Below are 16,857 nucleotides of genomic sequence, written 5' to 3'. Positions count from 1 at the left end.
TGCCGGGTCCCGCCGTCATGCGAGCGGGCGCGGTGCGAAGGCGAACGCGGCGGCGGGCACGGGCACGCCGTAGGTGCGCGCCTGGTGGGCACGCGTGAGCACGGCGGCGCCTTCGAGGAGGTTGAGCGCGATCTGCGTCACGGACCGGTGCGCGGGATCGGCCAGGAAGCTGCCGGCCACCCACCGGTTGAAGGCGCCCATCGCCGGGCCGCACCAGATCTGGTAGTCGGCGCGCCGCGCGGGGTCCCCGGTGATCGCCCACTTGCTGGAACTCCCCAGGTACCAGCGGAAGACGAGCGCCATGCGGTGCTTGGGATCGTCCCGTGCGCGAGTGAGCTGGGACGGGTCGCGCACCTCCCAGAAGGCACGCGTACGTTCCCAGACCTCGTCGAGGGAGGCGCCGAGGACGTCCCGTTCGAGCGCCGCGCGCAAGGGGGCGGGGAGTGCCTCCAGCGCCTCGTGCTCCTGGTAGGCGCGGTACAGCCGGGCGGCTCGCCGCGCGAACAGGGTCCCCCGGGACAGCACTTGAAGGCGTACGCCCCACTCGAACATGTCGGCGGCCGGTGCCATGGTGACGTCGGCGACGTCCGCCTCGCTGAGCATCGCCTTCGCGTCCTCGGACAGTCCCGCCTCGGTGGCGGTCTGGTGCGCGGAGCCCACGACCACGTACGAGGCGCCGAGCGCGAACGCCGCCGCCACGGCGCCCGGCGTGCCCAGTCCGCCCGCCGCTCCGATCCCGATCGCCTCGCGGTAGCCGAAGTGCCCGGCGAGTTCGTCGCGGAGCCGGGCGATGCGCGGCAGCAGGGCCGCGAGGGGGCGGTTGTCGGTGTGCCCGGCGCTGTCGGCCTCCACCGTGATGTCGTCGGCCACCGGTACACGCCCGGCCAGCTCGGCCTCCCGGGCCGTCAGTTCCCCCTGGTCGACGAGGGCGCGCAGGAGCGCGGGCGGGGCGGGGGAGAGGAAGGCGCGGGCCACCTCGGGGCGGGACACCTTCGCCAGCAGCTTGCGCGCGCGGCGCACCCGTCCGTCGGCGTCCTCGCGCAGCCCCCGCGCGGAGCACAGCACGACGGCGGGCGTCAGCTCCATGTACGCCGAGGCCGAGACCCGCGGCACGCGGTGGCGCAGCAGCAGCTTGGCGACCTCGAACTCCAGCTCCGGTTCGGCCGGTGAGTGGAGCAGGTTGACGCCCCAGTTGTCCCGGTCCGGCAGCTCCGCCGCCAGCGTGCGCACCGCGCGCTCGACCTCGTCCACCCGCAGGCCGCCCGCGCCGAAGAAGCCGAGCATCTCGGCCCGTGCCATCGCGGCGACCATCGCCGTGGTGGTGATGCCGTTGGCCATCTCACCGGCCACGTAGGGGAAGCGCACACCGTGCGCCTCGCAGAAGGTCCGCCCGCCGAGCCACTCGGGGTACAGCGGGGGCAGCGTGCCCAGCAGCGCGGTGCCGGGGGGCCGCTCCCGGGCGAGCCCCCGCTCGCGGCCGTCCGGGCTCGTGACGACGTGCGCGGGTTCCCGGACGCGCAGGGCGCAGGCGGTGATGCCCTCCGGCGAGAAGGCGGACGCGGTGCGGGAGTCGGGGGCGGGACCTGTGAGTACGGACAAGAGCGGGCTCTCCAGCGGGCTGGTGACGTGGCGTTCGGGGGCGGGGGTTCCTGGACGGGAGTTCCTGGGCGGGTGGGCACGGCGGGCTTTCCGGGTGGGACGGCAAGGCCGGGCGCGGTCAGCCCGGGACCGCGTGGCCGTGGACCAGCCCCGCGCACAGGTAGTCGAGATCCACCCGGTACCCGGAGGGCCGGGCCCCGAAGAGGGTCCGCACGCGGGTGTCGTCGAAGCGGCGGCGGTGGCGGAGATAGGAGGTGAAGCCCGGATAGAAGTCCATCAGGGCTTCCAGCGGTGTCGCGTCCTCGGGCCGCTCGGGGACCACGTCGAAGTGCAGCGGCACAAGCCGTTCCAGGAGCGCGATGATGGTCGGGACGGGCACGTCGTGGGGGTGGACGACGTGGTACGTGGTGACTCCCCCCGGAGCGGCGGACCCCTGAGCGGCGGCCCCCGACGCGGAGCCGCCCGGCACGGAACGCTCCGCCAGCCGCACCATGACGTCGGCCGCCTCCTCCACCGGCATGAGGTTGAGGTGACCGTACGGATGCCCCACCATCCGCATCCGTGGCCGGTCCGTCCCCGGCAGGTCCTGGTGACCGGCGGCGCGCAGTGAGTCCCGGAGGATCTGCTCCACGACCTGCAAGGGGTGGGTGGGCAGCTCCGGGTGCGGTGGCAGGTCGGTGACCAGGATGCTCGGCCGCAGCACCAGGACCGGGCGGCCGTGCGTCCGCGCCCAGTCCCGGACCAGCGTCTCCGCCTCGAACTTGGAGCGCTCGTAGGCGTTCTCGAAGCCGTGGGCCCCGCTCAGCTCGTCCTCGTACGCGACCCCGTCCCGCCGCGCCCCGGCCACGAAGGCCGTGCTGACGTGGTGGACGGCGGGGGCGTGCCGTCCGGCGGCGGCCAGGTCGAGGACGTGCCGCGTGCCCTCCACGTTGGTACGGCGCAGGTGCGCGAGGTCGCCTTCGAGGTTGATGCTGCCCGCGCTGTGCCAGATCGTCCCGAGGCCGTCGGCGAGCTTCTCGAAGGCGGCCCGCGACAGCCCCAGGCGCGGTTCCTCCAGCGCTGTCTCCACCACGCGCAGGCGCCCGGGGAGCGCCCGGACCAGCTCGTCGGGGGCTCCGGACAGCTCGAAGAACCTCGTGATGCGGGAGAGGGCGTCGCCCGAGCCCGCGTGGCTCAGGATCGTCAACGAGGGGTGGGTGGTGAGGAGTCGGCGCAACAGCCGGAGTCCGAGGAACCCGGTGGCGCCGGTCAGGGCGACATGCACGGCCTTGGACCCCCAGGGTCTCCGGAGCGGAAGTGGCGAGGAGAACCGTCGCAGATGACGGCGAGGAGCGCGGAGCCCTCGTCCCGTAACTCACCCGAACGACGTAGAGCGAGCGGCAAGAGGTGACGAACGGCCGTTCCCGCACGGGGACCGGCGGCTCCGTCGGGAGGGTGTGAGGGCCGCGGACCGCGCCCACCTCGCCCGGCCCACCCTTTCGGGTGAACCCCCCGGTCAGGTCGCGGGCCTGTCCCCGAGGGCGCGCACCTGGGCTGACGTGGGCACGAGGGGGACGCGGGCGCGTCACCTTACCGACGGTCACAGCGGGCCGGGGCCGCCGGCCCGGGTTCCGGGGCCCCCAACGGCCGGATATAACCCAGGAGGTACGAACCGGGCCGAAGCGCCGGTCCGGCGTGCCGGCCCCTTGGACGGCTGCCCGCATCCCCCGGGAGTGCGCGGGCCGACGAGAACGGGAACGTCCATGCCCTCGCCCACCTCCTCCGCCCCGGGCCTCCGCAGGCCCGCCCACTCCGTGGACCGCGCCTTCCTCCACCTGGAGCGCACCCGGCCCGATGTGCGCTGGGACTCCGGCGGCCTCGCCTATCTGAGCGGCCCGCCGCCGACCCTGGAGGAACTGCGCGCCTACATCGGGTCCTGCCTGCCCCGGCTCCCCCTCTTCAGGAGCCGCGCGGAAGGCGGGGCACGCCGGTCCCACTGGGTGACGGACGCGGAGTTCACGGTCGAACGGCATGTCCACGAAGTCGTCGCCGAGGGGCCTGAGCAGGAGGAACAGGCGCTGGACACCGCGCTCAACACGCCGTTCCCCTCCGGGGCGCTCTGGGGGTTCTGGCTCGTCCACGGGTACGCGCCCGACGCGTACGCCCTCTGCTACCGCTTCCAGCACGCCTGCCAGGACGGCTCCGCCGCCGCGCTCGCCTTCCGCACGCTGCTGAGCGGCGGGGAGCCCTCCGCGCGACCCGTGCCCCGGCAGCGCGCCGGTGGCGGGCTGCCGCCCCGGGCGGCGCGCGCGGCGGGCCTCGCCGCACGCGCGGCGTTCACGGCGCTCACCACCCGCCGCCGGGGACCGGCGCTGCCGTACACGCCGACGGGGGACAGACGGCTGTGGCGGGGCCGCGTTCCGCTGGACACCCTGCGGCGGATCGGCGCGACGGGCGGCGGCTCCGCCCACGACGCCCACCTGGCCGCGCTGGCCGGGGCGTTGTCCGCCTGGTCGGCCCGGACGGGTGTACCGCTGCCGCGGGTCTCGGCGCTGGTGCCCCTGGACGCACGGCGCAACGACGACGAACAGACCTGGGGCAACCGCTGCTTCGCCCTGCCGCTCCACCTTCCCGTACGCGCCCCGGCGGCGACGGCCGGGGGGCGGCAGGAGCGCGATGTCCCCCTGTGGCGCCTGCGAAAAGTCACCGAGGCCACCGCCCGCCTGCGCGGCGAACCGTGGCGGCAGGCCGTCCAGGACGTGGTGCGGTTCATGCCCGACCGCCCCACCGAGTGGTACATGCGCGGCGTGTTCTCCTCGCGTGTCACCGACATCCTGGCGACCTCGATGCCCGTGGCCGAGGAGGGCTCCCTCGGCGCCACCACGGTGACGGCCACCGCTCTCCTCCCTCTCCTCCTGCCCGGTCACCTCTTCGGCGTGGGCCTCTCGTACTTCGGCTCCTGGGCGGACGTGTCCTTCGTGACCGACCGCGCGCTGCCATGGTCCGAGCATCTGCCCCGCCTGTGGGAAGAGGCCGTGGCGGAACTCGGCACGGCCACGACCCCCGCGGACACGGAATGAGGTGGACGCACCCGGGCGGACGCGGTCCCGGCGGCCTGCTGGACACCGGCGGTCCCACGGGAGCGGTCGGTCGGTCAAAGGACGGTGGCCGGTCAAAGAGCGGTGGCCGGTCCGGAGTCGCGGGCCCGCCGAAAGCCGCCCAGCCGCCCGAGGACAGCCGCCTCCGCGCATCCGGTGACCTGCTGGAAGTGCGCGGACTGCACCACTCCTACGGGCGGCGCCGTGTCCTGCGCGGCATCGACTTCGCCCTGCGCCCCGGCGTGCTCGCCGGGATCGTCGGGGAGAACGGCGCGGGGAAGTCGACCCTGCTCAAGGCACTCTCCGGCGAGCTGAGGCCCGACCGCGGCGTGGTGCGGCACCGGGGCAGGTTCGGCTACTGCCCGCAGACCGTCGTCCTCGACGACGCCTTCACGGTGCGCCAGCACCTGGACTTCTTCCGGAGCGCCTTCCGGCTCCCCGACCTGCGCCGGGCCCACGAGGTGCTGGAGACGCTCGCCTTCACCGAGTACCTCGACGAGCGCGCCGGTCGGCTCAGCGGCGGCTCGCGGCAGAAACTGAACCTGACCCTGGCCTTCATGCACGACCCGGACGTGCTCCTGCTCGACGAGCCCTACCAGGGCTTCGACTGGGAGACGTACCTGCGCTTCTGGGAACTCGCGGGCGCGCTGCGCGACGCCGGGCGTTCCGTGCTCGTGGTCTCCCACCTGGCCTACGACGCGGGACGGCTCGACGAGCTGTGGCGCCTGCACGACGGCCGGCTCACCCCCCAGGACCCCGGCCCCGGGGAGGTGGCGTGAGCGGACACCTCTCGCTGTGCGCCACCGCCACCCGGTACGCGCTCACCGGCCACGCCCGCAACCGCTTCGCCATGCTGCTCGTGGCGCTCTACATCCCCACCTGGATCACTCTCGCCTACGTCACCATCCCCGACCGTCCGGCGCCCTTCCGGCTCCGCGCCACCGGGCAGATCCTCTCGCCGGCGGGCAACCACCTCACACAGATCACGGGCGCGCTCAACGCCGTCACACTGATCGCCGGGTTCATGATGTTCGCCGCCACGTTCACGGGCGGCGCCTTCGACCGGCGACTGGCGATGGCGGGCTACCCCCGTTTCCACCTCGTGCTCGCGAAACTGTCCGCGCTGACCTTGATCTGTGCCGCGATCTCCGGCTACGCGACGGCCGTGACCGGCGTGGCCTGGTCCCCCCGGCAGCCGCTCCTCCTCACCGCCGCGCTGTTCTGGGCCGCCCTGACGTACGGCGCGCTCGGCGTGATCTTCGGCTCGGTCCTCCGGCACGAGGTGGAGGGGATGTTCGCCATCCTGATGATCAGCATCCTCGACGTCGCCCTCCAGAACCCCCTGTCCAGTTCCGGGTCCGACAGCACCCTCGTACGCTTCCTGCCGTCGTACGGGGCGGTGCAGGCAGGCATGGCCGCGGCCTTCTCCACCGACTCCTCGCTCCACGGGCTGGAGATCCAGATCCTGTGGTGCGCGGCGGCCGTGTCCTGCGCCTTCCTCGTCTTCCGCCGACGTACCCGCGACGCGCTCCCGGCCCGTCGCGGTCCCCGCCGCCCCGAACCCGACGGCGCGCCGGGCACACCCGCGCCCGTTCGTCCCTGACCGGCCCCCGCACCGACCAGCGTGCGCGTCGCACCGGTCCCCGTACCGACCGGCGCGCCCGCCACCCCGGTTCCCCGACCGGCGAACGTCCCGGCCGCGCACCGTCGTGCCCGGCCGGGGAACACCCCCACTCCCCAAGGAGCACACACCGTCATGGCCCTTCGCCACACCCTCCGGCGCACCGTCCTCGCCGCCGCCGTCCTCTCCGCCTCCGTGCTGACCGTCCCGTCCCCCGCGCACGCGGCACCGCTGCCGCCTGCCTGCCAGGACGCCCTCCTGAAGACGCTCGACAAGTTCCCCGTCACGTACTTCACCGTGCCCGAGAAGGCGAAGAACGCGCTCTTCGACGAGGTCGGGGCGCTGAGCGAGGCCGACCAGGAAGCCTTCACCCAGCCCGCCTGCACGGCGTGGAACAACTGGGCCACGGCGAACGGGCAGGCGGTGGCGACGGACCTGGACAACCGCTACCAGAAGGCCGCCGGAGGGGTGTGCGTCAAGTTCGCCGCCTCCTCCGTCGGCACGCTCAAGAAGTTCGCACCGCAGATCCCCGAGAAGACGCGCGGTCTGGAGAAGGTGGCCAAGAAGGTCTGGCAGAACGCCATGGGGAAGCTCTCCGCCCAGGCCACCAACGCCGACTGCCGCAAGGCGTACGACGGCGCGAAGGCGGGCTGGTAGCCCCGAGCGGTACGGACCGGGGGCGCGGGCACACCGCGTGACGAGGCGGCGGGCTTGATTCGCACCGCGTGACGAGGCGGCGGCCCCGGCCCGACGCACGCCGGGGCGGCCGAGCCGGTCGTCCTGTCACCCCGTCACCCCGGCCGGTCCGCGCGGAGGCGGGACCACGGCGGGCACCGCCTCCGCGCGACCGGCCGGGGACTGCCCCGCGCCCCCGGCCGCCGAGTAAGACATGGCGGGGGCCGATTCGTGGACACCGGCTTCGGGAGGCGTTGGCCGGGCTGTCACCGCCGTCCGAGGAGCGGGTACAGCGCGGGCGGGGGAGCGGGACCCCCGCGTTCCTCTCCTGCGATCCGTGACCGGCGCCCGCGCGGGCTCGCGAAGAACGGAGTGGTGCTTCTCGTGACGCATCGCCGCACGAACGTGGCCGTGGCGGACCGGGTCGCGGTGCGCAGCGAGGGACGGCTCGTGCGGGAGAGCACGTACGAGGAACTCGCGCGGCGCCCTTGGCGGTTCCGTGACCTGCGCCCCCACCATCTGACGGCCCGTCCGGAGGAAACGGTGAGGGGGAAGGCGCACGTGGTGAAGGGATTCTCCCGGGCCGGGAGCGGGGATACTCTGTGTAACCCTCGTACGAGGGTTCGACGCGGCTCACCGGGGACGCGGGAGGACAGGGGGAGCGGTCATGGTCACCATCGGAGTACTGCTCGGATTGATGGCGCTGCTCGCCGTCCTGCTCATCGTCAAGGTCATGTGGCGTCCGTTCTCCAGGACGGAGGACGCCGAGGGCCTGCGGATCGAGGAGAAGGCCCGCCACGAGGTGCGGAACAACCGCTCGCAGTACGGCTCCCACTTCGTGCACAGCGCGATCATCCCGCCCCGGGGCGACCGCCGGCCCTGAGGCGCAAGGTCGCCTCCGCTTCCGCAGGGGAGCGAGTCCCCGAGCAGGGTGAACTTTCGCGACTCCTCGGCGGCGAACTTCACGGTCCGCACGGAACTACGAGGTCTCCGGAAGCGATCGCGTCGCGCCCTTCGCTGCCCGGCCCGCCTCGCCCCGTTCTCGGTGGCCGCGCCCGGGAGGTGCGCCTTTCACCGGCCCGGCCGCGCCGGGGCACCGAGGATCTTCGGCACGAAGCGCGACCTGGCCCCGGCACCGCGCACGACCACGTCGCCGTCTCCCCACCTCCACCCCCCACCGCGCGGAACTTCCTCGCGGAGTGCCCGAACGGTCACGGGGGTAGACGGCGAGGAAGGTGCTCCCCCGGCGCGTGAACCGAACGGGCAGGAGGGGCACCCGTCGCATCCCGTCCCCTGTCTCCCCCGGACCGTCCCATGTTCCGTTACGCCGCCGACTGGTGGCCCGCCCTGCGCCGCACGCCGCTCAGCCTGTGGAACGACGACGTCACCGATGACGCCGCCGCGCTCACCTACTACGCCATGCTCGCCCTGCTGCCCGCCCTCCTCGTCACCGTCGTCGCCTCGGCCCTCCTCGGCCCCGACACGGCACGGACCCTGATCGCCTATCTGACGGACTACGCTCCCGGGCAGGCGGGCCCGCAGTTGCACGACCTGCTCACCCGGATGCTCACCGAGAACGCCACGGCGTGGCCACTCATCGCCACCGGCGTCTTCAGCGCCTTCTGGTCCGCGTGCAGCTACCTCGCGGTCTTCCGGCGCTCCTTGCACCGGATGCACCGTACGGCCGACGCCCGCACGCCGGTGAAGCGCGCCCACCGGATCGTGCTCACGGCCCTCACCCTGCTCGGCCTGCTCGTCCTCACCGCGCTGCTGCTCGTCCTGAGCAACCCCGTCGTGGACGCGATCGGCCGCGCGCTGCACCTGGACGAAGGGGTTGCCCTCGCCTGGCGGGTGCTGCGCTGGCCCGCCCTGCTCTGCCTCGTCTCGGGGCTCGCCTGGGTCGCCTTCAGCAACGGCCCGCGCATCGCCCGGCGCCGCCGCTACAGCCTGCCCGGCGGTGTCCTCGCCACCGTCCTCTGGCTCCTGGCCACCGCCGGCTTCACCCTCTACACGAGCCTCATCGGCACCTACAGCGCCCTGTACGGCTCGCTCGCGGGGATCGTCGTCTTCCTCATCTGGCTCTGGCTCTCCAACCTCGCCCTGCTCGCGGGCGCGCAGTTCGCGGCCGAACTCGGCAAGGCGGACCGGGCCGGAACCGAGGAGGAGGCGGAGGACGGGGCTCGAAAGGAAAAGGAACTTAGGCTAACCTAAGTTCATGGCGAAGAACCCCCGGCTGATGCCGAAGAACCCGACCCTGTACCGCGGTGAGGTGCTGCGCAGCGTACGGCTCACCCCGTCCATGCAGCGCGTGACGGTGACAGGTCCCCAGTTCGCGGACTTCCCCTACCTGGGCCTCGACCACTGGTTCCGCCTCTTCGTGCGCCTCGCCCATCAGCCGGGCTTCGAGCTGCCCGAGCTCTCCGGCCGGCGCTGGTGGGAGCCGTACTTCGCGATTCCCGAGGAGGTCCGCCCGCACTGCGCCAACTACACCGTCGCGGGCTTCCGCCCCGAGACCGGCGAACTGGACATCGACTTCGTCGTGCACTGCGGCACCGGCGGCGAACCCGAGGGCGCGGCGGCGATCTGGGCCTGCGCGGTCCGGCCCGGCGACCCCGTCGCGCTCTACGACCAGGGCGTCCTCTTCGACCGCCCCGAGGACGCGGGCGAGGTGCACCTCGTCGCCGACGAGAGCGGCCTGCCCGCCGTCGCGGGCATCCTGCGCTCGCTGCCCGCGCACACGACGGGCAGCGCCCTCGTCGAGGTCCCGCTCGACGCCGACCGCAGGGACCTCGAAGCGCCCGCGGGCGTGGAGATCGTCTGGGTGGTCCGCGACGACGTCCACGCCGTCCCCGGCGAAGCCGTCCTCGCCGAGCTGCGCCGCCGCACCGCCTTCGCCCCGACCGGCTACGCCTACGTCGTCGGCGAGTCCCGCCTCGCCACCGAGGGCCGCCGCCACCTCGTCGGCGCCGGCCTCCCGAAGGACCGCATCACCTTCTCCGGCTACTGGAAGCACGACCGCGAGAAGGTACCGGCGGCGGCCTGAGGGAGCCGCATCACGCGGCGGCGGGTGAGGGCACGGCCGCGACGCGGGCCCGCCGCTCCTCAGCCCGCCCCCCGCTCCCACGCCGCCGCGTACTCGCGCGCCGCCGCTACGGGGTCGGCCGCCGCGCAGATCCCCGAGACGATCGCCGCGCCCGCCGCTCCCGCGCGGCCCAGCGCGGGCAGGTCGGCGGGGACCACGCCGCCGATCGCGACGGCGGGCGGGAGACCGGCCGGGGCGAGCAGGCGCGCGAAGCCCTCGACACCGAGCGCGGGCGGCGCGTCCGCCTTCGTGGCCGTCGTGCGCAGCGCGCCGACACCGACGTGGTCCACCCGCGCGGCGGCGGCGTCCGCCAGTTCCCCGGGGGTCGCCGCGCTCAGGCCGAGCAGCGCGTCCGGGCCGATCAGGTCCCGTACCGCCGCGACGGGCAGGTCCGACTGGCCCACGTGGACGCCGTGCACGCGCGCCCCGGCGGCACGGGCCGCGAGGTAGACGTCGACGCGGTCGTTGACGAGGAGCGCCACGTGCGCGGGCAGCACGCGGGCCACCGCGCGCACCTGCTCCAGGAACGCCCGGCCGCCCGCCTCCTTCTCGCGCACCTGCACCGCCGTGACCCCGCCCGCGACAGCGGCGGCGACCGTCTCCGCGACGGTCCGCCCCCGCGCGGCGCACTGCTCGGCGTCGGTCACCAGGTACACCGACAGATCCGGTCTCACGACAGCGCCGCCCGCGCCATGAGGTCCTCGTCCCGCACGGCGGCGAGCGCGTCGAGGAAGCGGGCCGCGAAGGTCCCCGGACCCGGGCGCCCCTCCGCCGCCAGCTCGGCCGCGACCGTGTACGTCGTCACCGCCGCCACCGTCGCCTCCAGCACGTCCTCCGTGACCGCAGCGAAGGCCGCCATCACCGCGCCCAGCGCGCAGCCGCCGCCCGTCACCTTCGTGAGCAGCGCGTCCCCGTTCGCGATCCGGACCGTCCGCGCCCCGTCCGTCACGAGGTCCACCGGCCCCGAGACGGCCACGACCGCGCCGCTCCTGCGGGCCAGCTCGCGTGCCGCCTCCGCCGCCTGCTCGACCTTCTCGGCCGCGTCCACGCCGCGCCCGCCCGCCCCGGCCCCGGCGAGCGCCAGGATCTCCGAGGCGTTGCCCCGTACGACCGAGGGGCCGAGCGCGAGCAACGCGTGGGCCAGCGGGGTGCGCACCGGGAGGGCGCCGATCGCGACCGGGTCGAGCACCCATGGCGTGCCCGCCTCGCGCGCCGCCGTCACGGCCTCCGTCATCGCGGCGCGCTGCTCGGCGTGCGGCGTGCCGAGATTGACGAGGACACCGCCCGCGACCCGGGCGAAGGCGTCCGCCTCCTCGGGGATGTCGACCATCGCGGGCGAGGCCCCGAGCGCGAGCAGGGCGTTCGCGGTGAAGTTCGTGACGACGGCGTTGGTCAGGCACTGCACGAGCGGTTCGGCGCCGCGTACCCGCGCGAGCGCGGCGCGGGCGGCTTCCAGGTGTTCCGTGGTCATGAAGGGGCTCCAGCGGTACGGAGGCGGGGGTCTCAGACGGCACCGCGCGGGGCGCGCAGCCGCAGCGGGGCGTAGACGAGCAGCGCCACCACGAAGGCGACGTAGTACGCGAGGTCGGCGCCGTGCAGCGCGTCGGCGACCGGGCCCGCGTACAGCGAGGTGTTCATGAACGGCACGGCGGCGGCGAACCCGATGAGAAAGGCGAGGGGCGCGGGCCACCACGGCACGGGGCGCGCGCTCTCGGCCGCGAGGTCGAGCCCCGCCCCCGTGCGGGCCCTCTCCCGGGCCCGCGCGCGCCAGTCCACGACGACGACGGCGACGAACCCCGGAATCCAGTAGCCCACGAACAGCAGCACGTTCTGGAAGCGCGCGGTCGTGTCGGCGGCGTGCATCCACAGCACGAGCGGGAAACCGAGCGCGGCGGCGCCGACGGCGGCGAGCGGGCGCGGGACACGCGCGCCGGCCGTTTGCAGCGCGAGCGAGCCGCTGTAGTCGTTCATCGCGTTGCTGCACAGCGCGGCGAGCGCGACGGCGAGCAGCCCGAAGGCGCCGAGCCAGCCCCCGCCGAGCAGCTTCTCCACGCCGCCCGCCGTCTGGTCGGTGAAGACCGAGGCACCCCACAGGCCGAGCGTCTGCACCACGACGAAAGACACGCTCACACCGAGCAGCGTGTACCAGAACATCCGCGTGCGCGAGGTCTCGGCGGGCAGGTAGCGGCTGAAGTCGCTCGCGTACGGAGCCCAGGACAGCGACAGGCTCAGCGCGACCGTGCTGGTCAGCACGATCGCGCCGAAGCGGTCCATGCCGTGCGCGCTGCCCGAGGCCGCGGGGCTCACGCCGTCGAGCAGCTTCACGGCGAGGACCACGAAGGCCACCGCGAGCACGAACGACATGAGCTTCTGGAGCCGGTGGATCGCCTCGTAGCCGAGTGCCCCCACGAGGCCCTGCCCGGCCATCATGACGAGCACCCCGAGCCAGAACGGCCAGCCGAGGAGGCGCGCGAGCGCGTCCCCGCCGAAGAGGCCGATGAGCGCGTCCCACGCGACCGAGGAGAGCCACTGGAGGATGCCGGGCAGGACGACGGCGGGCCCGAAGGCGAGCCGCGAGAGGGGGAGCTGACCGGCCCCGGTCCTGCTGCCCCACGTGCCGAGGTACGCGACGGGCACCGCCCCGAGCAGCGTCCCCGCCACGACCGCCGCGAGCGCGGTGGCGAAGTCGAGGCCGAGGACGATGCCCAGCGTCCCCGTGAACACCCCCGTCATGGTGAGGTTCGGCGCGAACCACACCGTGAAGAGCCTGCCCGGACCGCCGTAGCGCCGGTCGCCGGGTACGGGCGCGATGCCGTGCGCCTCGACCCGCAGGTCGCCGGGGGCCTCGGGCATCCGCCCGCCGAAGACACGCGAGGCCGGACGTGACCGCCGAAGGGCCGTGCCCTCCGGGGCGCGGCCGGGGGCATGCGGCAATGACATGGAAGACATCCCTCCGCCAGTACGAGCTGGTTCAGGTTCGACGGGTGTGATCTCAGCCCCTGGCGGGGCACCCCGTGTCCGGTGACGCGGCCAGCGTAACGCCTGGTCGCGGCGTGCCGCGAAGGGGCGTCGCGCCCCCGGCTCGCGGAAGCACGGACTCCGTGCGCCGGGGCGCCCCGTGTGCGCTCTCCTGCGTCCTCCCCGCCGGCGGCACAGTGGTGGCGCCCGGCCCGGGGGCCCGCCGTGCGGGCCTCCGCGTCCCACTCCACCCCCGAGGAGCCGCCGCATGCCCGCCAGCGCGACGCAGAGCGGGGACGCGGGCTTACCCGCGGTCCCCGGCGTACCCCCCACCCTCGGCGTCGAGGAGGAGTTCCTGCTGGTCGACGCCGAGACCCTGGTCCCGGTCGACGCCGCCGACCGGGTACTCGACGTACACGACAGGCTGCATCCCGGGGGAGCGGTGACGGCTCCGCAGCGCGAGCTGCTGAGCAGCATGATCGAGACCACGAGCCCGGTGTGCGCGGACCTGGCCGAGCTGCGCGCCGAGGTCTCCGCCGCGCGCGAACGCCTCGTCGAGGCGGCGGGGAAGGCCGGCTGCCGCGTCCTCGCCCACGGCACGGCGGCGCGCCAGGCCCCGCCCCGCACCCCCACCGCGGCCCCGCACTACCGCGACGTCGCCGGGCTCTACCGGCTCCTCGCCCAGGGCACCGAGACCTGCGGCTGCCACATCCACGTCGGCGTCCCCGACCGCGAGGCCGCGGTGCACGCCCTCGACCACGTCCGGCCCTGGCTCCCCGTCCTCCTCGCGCTCTCGGCGAACTCCCCGTACGAGCACGGCGTCGACACCGGGTTCGCGAGCTGGCGCACCATGGTCCTCTCGCGCTGGCCCACGACGCAGATCCCGCCCTACTTCGCGGACGCGGCCGACTACGACGCGACGCACCGCCGGCTCTTCTCGACCGGCGTCCTCCCCGAGCGGGCCCGCAACGCCTACTGGCTCGCGCGGCCCTCCGCGCACGTCCCGACGCTGGAGGTGCGCGTCGCCGACGTCATGCCGACCGTGCGCGAGGTGGCCGCGCAGGCCGGGCTGACGCGCGCGCTCGTCGTGACGGCGCTGCGCGAGCGCGCGGCGGGCCGCCTTCCCGCGCCGGTCCCCGCGCACGATGTCGCCGCCGCGCTGTGGACGGCGGCGCGGTACGGCCTGGGGGGCTCGCTCGTCCACCCGGAGAGCGGTACGGCCGTACCGGCGGGTGAGGCCGTGGCCGCGCTGCTCGCCCACGTGGGCGAGGCGCTCGCCGACCTCGGGGACGAGGCGGAGGTCACCGCGGTGGTACGGGACCTCCTGCGCCGGGGCGAGCCGGCCCGGCGGCAGCGGGCGGCGGCGGACGGGCGGGAACCGGGGGACGTGGGGGAGTGGGGAGTGCTGGGCTGACGGGGGACCGGGCGCGGCACCGTGCCCTGCCCGCCGGAGTGGTGCCCGGGGCCTCGCGGCCGAAAGCCCCCCGTACACAAGACAGTTGACACAGGCATCGCCCCGGCCGCTTGAAGCGGCCGGGGCGATGCGTTCGGCGGGGGTCCACTTCCGCCGAGATCCCGCGGGGGGCTTACGGGAAGGTCAGCGACCAGCCGTTGAGGGTCCCCTTGTCGCCCGAGTAGACGTCCTGCACCTTGAGCTTCCAGGTGCCGTTCGCGGCGACAGAGGAGGCGTTGACGGTGTAGGTGGCCTTGACGTTGGCGGCCGAGTCCGAGGAGCTGGAGTTCTTGAGGCGGTAGCTCGTGCCGTTCGGGGCCACGAGGTCCACCACCAGGTCACCGCGGTAGGTGTGCGTGATGTCCACCGAGACCGACAGGTTCGACGGCGCGTTGCCGCTGCGGCCCGTCACCGCGAGCGAGGAGGTGACCGCCGAACCGGCGTCCGGTATCGCGACCTTGGTGGTGGAGGTGAACACGGTGCCGCCGCCGTTGCCGGGGTCCGTGCCGCCGCCGGAGCGGGCGCCGACGTTGATCGCCGCCCAGGCGTCCTGCACCGCCTTGTACTCGGCCGAGGTCGCCCCGTAGAGCGAGGAGGCCGCCGCGAGGGTGCCGGTCCTGGCGCCCGCGTAGTTGGTGGTGGAGGTGAACTGCGTGGTGAGCGCCTTGTACCAGATCTGGAGCGCCTTGTCCCGGCCGATGCCGGTGACCGGGAGCCCGTCGTACGTCGGCGAGTTGTAGTTCACGCCGTTGACCGTCTTGGCGCCGCTGCCCTCCGAGAGGAGGTAGAAGAAGTGGTTCGCCGGACCGGACGAGTAGTGCACGTCCTTGTTGCCGAGCGTGGACGACCAGTTGTCGGCCGACGCCCCGTCCTTGCTGGGCTTGTCCATGTAGCGCAGCGGGGTGCCGTCGCCGTTGATGTCGATCTTCTCGCCGATGAGGTAGTCACCGGGGTCGGTCGCGGTGTTGGAGTAGAACTCCACACCCGTGCCGAAGATGTCGCTGGTCGCCTCGTTGAGGCCGCCGGACTCGCCGCTGTAGTTGAGGCCCGCGGTCTCCGAGGTGACGCCGTGGCTCATCTCGTGGCCCGCGACGTCGAGCGCGGTGAGCGGCGCGGCGTTGCCGGCCCCGTCCCCGTACGTCATGCAGAAGCAGCTGTCGTCCCAGAACGCGTTGACGTACTGGTTGCCGTAGTGCACCCGCGAGTAGGCGGCCACACCGTCGCCGCGGATGCCGCTGCGCCCGAAGGTGTTCTTGTAGAAGTCCCAGGTCTCCTGCGCGCCGTAGGCCGCGTCGGCCGCCGCCGTCTCGGGAGTGGTGCCCTTCCCGTCGCCCCACACGTCGTCAGGACCGGAGACGAGGGTGCCGGTGCCCGAGGTCCTGTTCGCGAGGGTGTACGTCTTGTGACCGCCGCGCGTCGCGTCCGTCAGGTTGTACGTGGACCCCGACTTCGTCGTGCTGATCGTCACGGTGCCGCTGTACTGCGTGTTCGCCGTGCCGTTCTCAATGCCCTGATACTCGTACAGCTTCGCGCCCGTCGCCGCGTCCGTCACGACGTGCAACTCGTTGGGCGTCCCGTCCTCCTGGAGCCCGCCGATCACGGTCTCGTAGGCGAGCACGGGCTTGCCCTCGGCGAGCCACACCACTTTGCGCGGGGCCTGGTCGGTCTCCGGCCGCGCGGCGCCCTGCGCCTTCGCCGCGCCGAGCGCCTGCTTCTGCGCGGTCGCCGCGGGCACCTTCGCGGTGGTCTTCACCCCGCTGAGCTTCGCCTGCGAGGCCCGGACGACCTTGCCGGTCTCACCGGCCGGGTCCGTGGTGACGACCAGGTCGCCGCCGAGGACGGGCAGCCCGTCGTACGTGCGCTCGTAGCGCGTGTGCAGTGTGCCGTCCTGGTCCTTGACCACGTCGCGGACCACGAGCTTCTCCTGAGCGCCGAGGCTCAGTTCGCCGGCGGTCGTGGCGGTCTTCTTCTGCGCCTTGGCGATGAGTTCGGCGCGCTGCGCGGGGGACAGCTTCGCCGGCAGGGCTCCAGGCCTGGCCGCCGAGGCGGCTTTCCCGGTGGGCGCGGGCGCGGCCGTGGCCACGCCCGTCTGCATCGCGGCGGTCAGCAGCGCGGAGACCGCGAGCAGCGCGCCGCCGGTGGCGGCGGCGCGACGGGAGGAGGTTCGTCTCAAGGAAGGGCTCCTTCAACGGGCCGCGCACAGGCGGCCGGTGGGGGTGACGAAGGCCCGCGGTGGGCGGTGGTGAAGGAGCGTGCCCGACCGCTGGCCGAGGGAGACTGTGGCAGCCCCGGCCCGTGATTGTCAGGTGCGCATCACGAGGTTGGCGGATTCCGTTCGGCTCCCGGACGCACGGGGTCGCTATGCGGAGCCGTTCCCGGGAAAGAGTTGGAA

The 16,857-nt window shown here is 74.0% G+C and carries 14 protein-coding genes and 1 riboswitch; of the genes, 8 read left to right on the top strand and 6 right to left on the bottom strand.

Annotated features, from left to right (window positions below; genetic code table 11):
• Window positions 1-15: 15 nt before the first annotated feature.
• Window positions 16-1,599: a PfaD family polyunsaturated fatty acid/polyketide biosynthesis protein gene (locus IF99_RS0103365; protein WP_030994788.1), complete on the bottom strand. Its 1,584-nt coding sequence runs from the start codon at window positions 1,597-1,599 to the stop codon at window positions 16-18.
• A 118-nt stretch (window positions 1,600-1,717) separates the two neighbouring features.
• Window positions 1,718-2,863: an SDR family oxidoreductase gene (locus IF99_RS0103360; RefSeq protein WP_030994787.1), complete on the bottom strand. Its 1,146-nt coding sequence runs from the start codon at window positions 2,861-2,863 to the stop codon at window positions 1,718-1,720.
• A 478-nt stretch (window positions 2,864-3,341) separates the two neighbouring features.
• Between IF99_RS0103360 and IF99_RS0103355 the strand changes: the two genes are divergently transcribed.
• The 7 genes from IF99_RS0103355 to IF99_RS0103325 all read left to right on the top strand — a co-directional run bounded on the left by IF99_RS0103355 (window position 3,342) and on the right by IF99_RS0103325 (window position 10,015).
• The gene (locus IF99_RS0103355) at window positions 3,342-4,658 is read left to right on the top strand and encodes a wax ester/triacylglycerol synthase domain-containing protein (RefSeq protein ID WP_030994786.1); all 1,317 of its coding nucleotides are present in this window, start codon (window positions 3,342-3,344) and stop codon (window positions 4,656-4,658) included.
• 182 nt (window positions 4,659-4,840) lie between these two features.
• Complete coding sequence (locus IF99_RS0103350) at window positions 4,841-5,455, top strand: ABC transporter ATP-binding protein (protein WP_030994785.1); 615 nt, start codon at window positions 4,841-4,843, stop codon at window positions 5,453-5,455.
• Window positions 5,452-6,279 (top strand): membrane protein, encoded by an 828-nt coding sequence (locus IF99_RS0103345; RefSeq protein ID WP_037826380.1) that lies wholly within the window; start codon window positions 5,452-5,454, stop codon window positions 6,277-6,279. Before IF99_RS0103350 ends, IF99_RS0103345 begins: the two co-directional genes overlap by 4 nt.
• 153 nt (window positions 6,280-6,432) lie before the next feature.
• Entirely contained in the window at window positions 6,433-6,954 is a 522-nt protein-coding gene (locus IF99_RS0103340; protein ID WP_030994783.1) for a hypothetical protein, read from the top strand.
• A gap of 685 nt (window positions 6,955-7,639) precedes the next feature.
• Entirely contained in the window at window positions 7,640-7,855 is a 216-nt protein-coding gene (locus IF99_RS0103335) for a hypothetical protein (protein ID WP_030994782.1), read from the top strand.
• Between the two features lie 431 nt (window positions 7,856-8,286).
• A complete protein-coding gene (locus IF99_RS0103330) occupies window positions 8,287-9,183 on the top strand; it encodes a YihY/virulence factor BrkB family protein (RefSeq protein WP_037826379.1) in 897 nt (298 codons plus the stop codon).
• A 4-nt stretch (window positions 9,184-9,187) separates the two neighbouring features.
• Window positions 9,188-10,015, top strand: coding sequence for a siderophore-interacting protein (locus tag IF99_RS0103325; RefSeq protein ID WP_030994780.1), 828 nt, complete (start codon window positions 9,188-9,190; stop codon window positions 10,013-10,015).
• Window positions 10,016-10,074: 59 nt separating this feature from the next.
• Here IF99_RS0103325 and thiE read toward each other — a convergent pair whose 3' ends face one another.
• The 3 genes from thiE to IF99_RS0103310 are packed head-to-tail and all read right to left on the bottom strand — an operon-like array spanning window position 10,075 to window position 12,907.
• A complete protein-coding gene (gene thiE, locus IF99_RS0103320) occupies window positions 10,075-10,728 on the bottom strand; it encodes a thiamine phosphate synthase (RefSeq protein ID WP_030994779.1) in 654 nt (217 codons plus the stop codon).
• Entirely contained in the window at window positions 10,725-11,525 is an 801-nt protein-coding gene (gene thiM, locus IF99_RS0103315; RefSeq protein ID WP_030994778.1) for a hydroxyethylthiazole kinase, read from the bottom strand. The genes thiE and thiM overlap by 4 nt, the downstream gene beginning before the upstream one ends.
• Window positions 11,526-11,557: 32 nt before the next feature.
• The gene (locus IF99_RS0103310) at window positions 11,558-12,907 is read right to left on the bottom strand and encodes a purine-cytosine permease family protein (protein ID WP_199806451.1); all 1,350 of its coding nucleotides are present in this window, start codon (window positions 12,905-12,907) and stop codon (window positions 11,558-11,560) included.
• 78 nt (window positions 12,908-12,985) lie between these two features.
• Window positions 12,986-13,079: riboswitch (TPP riboswitch) on the bottom strand.
• Between the two features lie 201 nt (window positions 13,080-13,280).
• Between IF99_RS0103310 and IF99_RS0103305 the strand changes: the two genes are divergently transcribed.
• Window positions 13,281-14,426 carry a carboxylate-amine ligase gene (locus IF99_RS0103305; RefSeq protein WP_030994776.1) on the top strand — a complete coding sequence of 382 codons (1,146 nt, stop codon included), beginning with the start codon at window positions 13,281-13,283 and terminating at the stop codon, window positions 14,424-14,426.
• A gap of 172 nt (window positions 14,427-14,598) precedes the next feature.
• Here IF99_RS0103305 and IF99_RS0103300 read toward each other — a convergent pair whose 3' ends face one another.
• On the bottom strand, window positions 14,599-16,638 hold the full coding sequence (locus IF99_RS0103300; RefSeq protein ID WP_030994775.1) for a M4 family metallopeptidase: 2,040 nt from the start codon (window positions 16,636-16,638) through the stop codon (window positions 14,599-14,601).
• Window positions 16,639-16,857 lie beyond the last annotated feature (219 nt).

Source organism: Streptomyces sp. NRRL F-5630 (assembly GCF_000719475.1).
In the GTDB taxonomy this organism is placed as follows: Bacteria; Actinomycetota; Actinomycetes; order Streptomycetales; family Streptomycetaceae; genus Streptomyces.
Note: the sequence above shows the minus strand (reverse complement) of the source record. Positions and strands in the feature narration are given on the sequence as shown.

Excerpts from the sequence above, each read along its gene's own strand:
- IF99_RS0103355 (WP_030994786.1), top strand. The coding sequence starts at position 3,342 with ATGCCCTCGCCCACCTCCTCCGCCCCGGGCCTCCGCAGGCCCGCCCAC.
- IF99_RS0103340 (WP_030994783.1), top strand. The coding sequence starts at position 6,433 with ATGGCCCTTCGCCACACCCTCCGGCGCACCGTCCTCGCCGCCGCCGTC.
- IF99_RS0103335 (WP_030994782.1), top strand. The coding sequence starts at position 7,640 with ATGGTCACCATCGGAGTACTGCTCGGATTGATGGCGCTGCTCGCCGTC.
- IF99_RS0103330 (WP_037826379.1), top strand. The coding sequence starts at position 8,287 with ATGTTCCGTTACGCCGCCGACTGGTGGCCCGCCCTGCGCCGCACGCCG.
- IF99_RS0103325 (WP_030994780.1), top strand. The coding sequence starts at position 9,188 with ATGGCGAAGAACCCCCGGCTGATGCCGAAGAACCCGACCCTGTACCGC.
- thiM (WP_030994778.1), bottom strand. The coding sequence starts at position 11,525 with ATGACCACGGAACACCTGGAAGCCGCCCGCGCCGCGCTCGCGCGGGTA.
- IF99_RS0103310 (WP_199806451.1), bottom strand. The coding sequence starts at position 12,907 with ATGCCCGAGGCCCCCGGCGACCTGCGGGTCGAGGCGCACGGCATCGCG.
- IF99_RS0103305 (WP_030994776.1), top strand. The coding sequence starts at position 13,281 with ATGCCCGCCAGCGCGACGCAGAGCGGGGACGCGGGCTTACCCGCGGTC.